Annotated in this window: 2 protein-coding genes and 1 pseudogene; all 3 read left to right on the top strand. The window is 70.5% G+C overall.

The genetic code is table 11. The features are described 5' to 3' along the window. On the top strand, positions 1-1,509 hold a 1,509-nt coding region (locus OO62_RS41870; RefSeq protein ID WP_428835918.1), incomplete at its 5' end, for a type I polyketide synthase. Continuing rightward, a pseudogene (locus OO62_RS41875) lies at positions 1,440-2,291 on the top strand (acyltransferase domain-containing protein); the annotation flags it as partial. The gene OO62_RS41870 and the pseudogene OO62_RS41875, both read left to right, overlap by 70 nt. 46 nt (positions 2,292-2,337) lie before the next feature. Beyond that, positions 2,338-3,526: polyketide synthase dehydratase domain-containing protein (locus OO62_RS41880; RefSeq protein WP_428835919.1), on the top strand; the 1,189-nt coding region annotated here is incomplete at its 3' end.

Genomic DNA, 3,526 nt, shown 5'->3' on the forward strand with positions numbered 1-3,526 from the left:
GCGGCGGATTTCGATGCGGGGTTCTTCGGGATTTCGCCGCGTGAGGCGTTGGCGATGGATCCGCAGCAGCGGTTGCTGCTGGAGACGTCGTGGGAGGCGTTCGAGCGGGCCGGCATCGACCCGCAGACGCTGCGCGGCAGCAGCACCGCGGTCTTCGCCGGGGTCAGCTACCACGATTACGGCTCGCGTCTTCAGGAGGCGCCCGAGGGCGTCGAGGGCTACTTGGGCACGGGAAACACGGCGAGCATCGCCTCGGGCCGGGTCTCCTACCTCCTGGGGCTGGAGGGCCCCGCCGTCACGCTGGACACCGGTTGCTCGTCGTCGCTGGTCGCCGTGCATCTGGCCGCGCAGTCGCTGCGCCAGGGAGAATCCTCGCTGGCGCTCGCCGGCGGCGCGTCCGTCATGGCCGTACCCACCTCCTTCACGGAGTTCAGCCGACAGCGCGGGCTGTCCGTCGACGGCCGGTGCCGGGCGTTCTCGGCGGACGCGGACGGCATGGGCATGGCCGAAGGAGCCGCCATGCTGCTGCTGGAGCGGCTGTCGGACGCGCGGCGCAACGGCCACCCGGTCCTGGCCGTGGTACGCGGCACCGCGATGAACCAGGACGGTGCGAGCAACGGCCTCACCGCGCCGAACGGTCCCTCGCAGCAGCGCGTGATCCGCCAGGCGCTGGCCAACGCCCGTCTGTCGCCGTCCGAGGTGGACGCGGTGGAGGCGCACGGTACGGGGACCCGGCTGGGCGATCCGATCGAGGCGCAGGCGTTGCTGGCGACGTACGGGCAGGGCCGGGCGGAGGACCGGCCGCTGTGGCTCGGTTCGGTGAAGTCGAACATCGGCCACACCCAGGCCGCGGCCGGCGCGGCCGGGGTCATCAAGATGGTCAAGGCCCTGGAACAAGGGCAGTTGCCTCGAACCCTGCATGCCGCCGAGCCGGCGCCCCAGGTGGACTGGTCGGCGGGAGCCGTGGAGCTACTGACGGAGGAGCGGGAGTGGCCGTCGTCCCCGGAGCGGGTGCGGCGGGCCGGTGTCTCGTCGTTCGGGATCAGCGGCACCAACGCACATCTCGTACTGCTGGGACCGGTTGAGGTGGGGCGGTCGTTGGCGGTGTCGCGGTCGGCGTTCGAGCGGCGTGCGGTGGTGCTGGGCACCGACCGGGGTGCGTTGTTGGGGGCGCTGGGTGCGGTGTCTCGCGGTGAGGTGCCGGCGGCGGGTGTGGTGGAGGGTGCGGTCCGTGAGGTGGGCCGGACGGTTCTGGTTTTCCCTGGTCAGGGGTCGCAGTGGGTCGGGATGGGCGCGGAGTTGATCGCGTCGTCTCCCGCTTTCGCCGAGTCGATGCGGCGGTGCGCGGAGGCGCTGGCTCCGTTCGTTGACTGGGATTTGCTGGAGGTTGTGTCCGAGGGCCGTGGGTTGGACCGGGTGGATGTGGTGCAGCCGGTGACGTGGGCGGTGATGGTGTCGCTTGCGGAGTTGCCATCGCTTTGCCTGAACCCGAGGTACGGGACCGACTGAAGTCGCAGACGGGTCTCGGTCTCGCTGCCGTCAACGGCCCCCTGTCCACCGTCATTTCGGGCGATGCGGCTGCCGTCGAGGCGTTCGTGGTGGCCTGTGAGGCTGATGGGGTTCGGGCGCGTCGTATTGCGGTGGATTACGCGTCGCATTCGGCGCATGTGGAGGCCATCGAGCAGGAGCTGCTGACCGTCCTGAAGGACGTACGGCCGCAGGCGGGCAGTGTCCCCTTCTACTCAACGGTCGAGAACGCCTTCCTCGACACCGAGATCCTGGATGCCGCCTACTGGTACCGGAACCTGCGGCATCAAGTGCAGTTCGAGGCCGGTATTCGGGCGCTGGCGGCGGACGGTTTCACCACGTTCGTGGAGTCCAGCGCACACCCGGTGCTGACCGTCGGCATTCAGGAGACGCTCGACGATACGGACACCGAAGCCGTCGTCACAGGATCACTTCGCCGTGACGAAGGTGGGCTGGAGCGTTTCCTGACCTCGGCCGCCGAGCTGTACGTCACCGGTGTACCGGTCGACTGGACGCCGTTCCTTGCAGGTGAAGGCACCCGGCCCGTCGACCTGCCGACTTATGCCTTCCAGCGTGAGCGCTTCTGGCTGGAAGCCTCCGCTTCGGCTGCCGGTGACATGGCGGCTGCCGGGCTGACGACTGCGAGCCATCCGTTGTTGGGGGCGGCGGTTGAGGTTGCCGGGTCGGATGAGGTGTTGTTCACCGGGAGGTTGTCGCTGGAGTCGCATCCGTGGCTGGCGGATCATGCGGTGGCCGGGACGGTGTTGTTGCCGGGTACGGCGTTTGTGGAGCTTGCGGTGCGTGCCGCCGGTGGGAGCGGAACCGATCGGGATCGAGGGCTACTACGACCGGCTCGCCGCGCAGGGATACGGATACGGCCCGGCCTTCCACGGGCTGCGGGCGGCCTGGCGGCGCGGCGACGAGCTGTTCGCCGAGGTCCAGCTGCCCGAGGCGGTAGCGGCGGACGCGGCGGCCTTTGGCCTGCACCCCGCCCTGCTGGACGCCGCCCTGCACACGCTGGGCCTCGGAGCGGTGCCCGACGTGGGTGAGGGACGGGCGCGTCTGCCGTTCTCCTGGAGCGGGGTGTCGCTCCACCGGACGGGTGCCGCCGGGCTCCGCGTACGGGTCACGCCGCTGGACCAGGACACCGTCGCGGTGACGGTCGCCGACCCCACGGGTGCACCGGTGGCGTCGATCGAGTCACTGGTCACCCGGCCGGTCTCCACCGAGTCGCTCAGGGCCGCGAGTTCGCCCGTGCGCGACGCGATGTTCGCGGTGGACTGGCACCAGCTCCCGGCGGCCGGCAGCGCGGCTCCCGTGCGTCATTGGGCCGTCCTGGGAAGTGGCGAGGGGGCGGACGTCACAGACGGGGCGGCCGCGGGACACGTGGCCGGTCTGGTCAGCGCGCTGGAGCGTTCCGGCGGGACCGTGTCCTGCCACGCCGACCTGGCCGCTCTCGCTGCCGCCCAGTCGCAGTCGCCGCACGACGTTCCCGACGTCGTGGTCCTCCCGTGCCTCGCGGGGGACCGCGAGGCCGCCGGGCTCGCCGAGGCCACCCATGACGCGCTCCGCCGGGTTCTCGGAGTGGTGCAGGCATGGCTGGACGATGAGCTTTTCGCCTCGTCGCGGCTGGTCGTGCTCACCCGAGGTGCGGTCGCGACCACACCCGACGAAACGGAGCTAGACCTTCCGCATGCCGCCGTGTGGGGTTTGTTGCGGTCGGCGCAGTCGGAGCATCCGGACCGGTTCGTGCTGGTGGACGTGGATACAGCCATGGACACGGACATGGACACGGACATGGACACGGACATGGACACGGACATGGACACGGCCGTGGACTCGGGCACGGACTCGGGCGTGGAGTCGGACGCGGGTATGGGCTCCGTGCGGGTGTTGGGTTCGGTGGTGGCGTGTGGGGAGCCGCAGGTTGCGGTGCGTGGGGGAGTGTTGTGGGTGCCTCGTGTTGTTCGGGCGCGGGTGCCGGTGGTGGGTGCGCAGG

Source organism: Streptomyces lydicus (assembly GCF_000717345.1).
Classification (GTDB): Bacteria; Actinomycetota; Actinomycetes; order Streptomycetales; family Streptomycetaceae; genus Streptomyces; species Streptomyces lydicus.